The organism is uncultured Aquincola sp. (assembly GCF_964001545.1).
Taxonomy (GTDB): domain Bacteria; phylum Pseudomonadota; class Gammaproteobacteria; order Burkholderiales; family Burkholderiaceae_C; genus Aquincola.
Map to the genome: position 1 here is coordinate 1 of NZ_CAXFDV010000230.1, position 2,598 is coordinate 2,598.

A 2,598-nucleotide genomic window follows, 5' to 3' on the forward strand; every position below is an offset into this window, starting at 1 on the left:
AGTGGCCAGCACCTGTTCCAGCGACCAGCGGTCGGGGTTGGCGTCCAGCCCGCGCTGCGCCCATTGCCGCGCCAGCACCCGGCCCAGAAAGCCTTGCGCGCGCAGCGGGGCCAGGAACCAGGGCAGGCTGCCCTGGGTCAGGCTGTCCAGCCCATCGGCCTGCACATGCACGCGATCGCCCGCCAGGAAGGTGAGCCGGCCCCAGTCATGCAGCCGGCCGTCCGGCATCACCCAGCGCAGCGGCTGCACCGCCGGCGCGCCCAGCAGCGGTTGCGGCAGCGCATAGCGGGTGCTGCGCCCGCTGCCCAGCACCACCACCTGCGCGGCCAGTGCGCGCAGCAGCCGCGACAGCGTGGGCTGGCTGCGGCCGGTGGCCGCCTGCAGCTGCGCCGAACTGGCCACGCCCAGCTGCCGGATCAGCGCCAGCAGCGCGAAGGCATCAGCGTTGGCAGCGGCATCGTCCATGCCCGCATGCTACGCCTGAAGCCTTGCGCCGCGCATGGAAAATGAATGGCTGTTGAATAGAAAATGAATGGCAAAACTCAGCTGCTGAGCTGCGCCCAGGCCTTGTCCAGGCGCTTGGCGCTCACCGGCTGCGGCGTGCGCAGCTCCTGCGCGAACAGGCTCACGCGCAGCTCTTCCAGCAGCCAGCGGTATTCGCTCAGGCGCGCATCGGCGGTGCCCTTGAGCTCGGCCAGGCGGCGCAGCCAGCGCTGCTCCAGCGGGCGCAGCTCGGCCAGGCGCTGGGCATCGCGGGCGGGGTCGGCACGCAGCTTGTCCAGCCGCAGCACCACCGCCTTCAGGTAGCGCGGCAGGTGCGCCAGTGCCGCCCAGGGCGTGTCCAGCAAAAAGCGCTTGCCCACCAGGCGCTGCAGCTGGGCAGTGATGTCGTCGGCCACGTCCTTGGGCGGCCGGCTGTCCTTGAGCTTGCGCAGCGCGGCCGCATGCTCGGCCAGCACGGTGCCGGCCATGCGGGCCACTTCCTGCGCGATCAGGTTCAGCCGCGCCCGGCCTTCGTCCACCCGGGCCTGGAAGGCGCGTGCATCGGTGGGCAGCGGATCGGCCAGGAAGGCGCGGTCCAGCGCCACGTCGATGATCTGGTCGCGCAGCTCTTCCTGCGTGCCCAGCGGCATGAACCACACCGCCATCTGGCGCAGGTCGGGGATGTTCTTTTCCAGGTACTTCAGCGGGTCCTTGATGGCCAGGGCCACCAGCCGGCGCAGGCCGGCGCGGTGTTTGGCGGCTGCCACGTCCGGCTCGTCGAACACCTCGATCTCGACATGGCTGCGCTTGTCGATCAAGGCCGGAAAGCCCACCAGCGTCTGGCCGGCCTTGCGGATTTCCATCAGCTCGGGCAGCTCGCCGAAGGTCCAGGCGGTGTAGGTGGCGGCGGGCTTGGCGGCTTCGGGCGCGCGTGCATCGCCGGGGGCGGCGCCGTCGCGGCCGCCGCGGGCGCCAGTCGCGGGCGCCTCGCCACGGCCAGCCACGCGCTGAGGCCCACGGCCCGCAGCCGCTGGCGCACCGCCGCCCTGCCCGGCTTGAGTCGCAACTTCACCAGCGGCTTCCTGGCCTGCCAGCTTCAACCCCGCCAAGGCCTGGAAGGCCGAGCGCGCCTGGCCACCCAGCTCGGCCTTCAGCGAGGCCAGGTTGCGGCCCATGCCCAGCTGGCGGCCATGCTCGTCCACCACGCGGAAGTTCATGAACAGGTGCGGCGGCAGCGTCTCCAGCTTGAAGTCGTTGCGCTGCACCGCCAGCTGGGTGCGGTCGCGCACCGCCTTCAGCAGCGCCTCCACCAGGCCGCCCTGGGCAAAGGGCGTGGTCTCGACGAACTCGGCCGCATAGTCGGGCAGCGGCACCAGGCGCGAGCGGGGGCGCTGGTGCAGGCTTTTCACCAGCGCCAGCACCTTGTCCTTCAGCATGCCGGGCACCAGCCATTCGCAGCGCTCGTCGCTCACCTGGTTGAGCGCATAAATGGGCACGGTCACGGTCACGCCGTCCTTGGCGTCGCCGGGGTCGTGCAGGTAGCTGGCGGCGCAGTCCACGCCGCCCAGCCGCACCACCTTCGGAAAGGCGGAGGTGGTGATGCCGGCGGCTTCGTGCCGCATCAACTCCTCGCGCGTCAGCTTGAGCAGCTCGGGCTGCTGCTTGCTGGCGTGGCGGTACCAGCGCTCCAGCGCCGGGCCACTGTGCACGTCGGCGGGCAGCTGCTGGTCGTAGAAGGCGAAGATCAGGTCGTCGTCCACCAGCACGTCCTGGCGGCGGGCCTTGTGCTCCAGCTCTTCCACCTGGCGGATGAGCTTGCGGTTGTGCGCCAGAAACGGCAGCCGCGTGTCCCACTCGTCCTGCACCAGGCCTTCGCGGATGAAGATCTCGCGCGCGCCGGCCGGGTCCACCGACGCGTAGTTCACCCGCCGGTTGTTGTAGACCACGATGCCGTACAGCGTGGCCCGCTCCAGCGCCACCACCTCGCCGGCCTTTTTCTCCCAGTGCGGCTCCAGCAGCTGCTTCTTGAGCAGGTGGCCGGCGATGCGCTCGATCCAGGGGGGCTCGATCGCGGCCAGGCCGCGGCCGAAGAGGCGCGTGGTTTCCACCAGCTCG

General features: G+C 70.8%; 1 protein-coding gene and 1 pseudogene. Both read right to left on the bottom strand.

The annotated features are described in order from the left end of the window. A pseudogene (locus ABNT58_RS07965) lies at window positions 1–465 on the bottom strand (transcriptional regulator); the annotation flags it as partial. A gap of 77 nt (window positions 466–542) precedes the next feature. Further along, the coding region (locus tag ABNT58_RS07970) for a DUF3418 domain-containing protein (protein ID WP_348752968.1) at window positions 543–2,598 on the bottom strand (2,056 nt) is incomplete at its 5' end.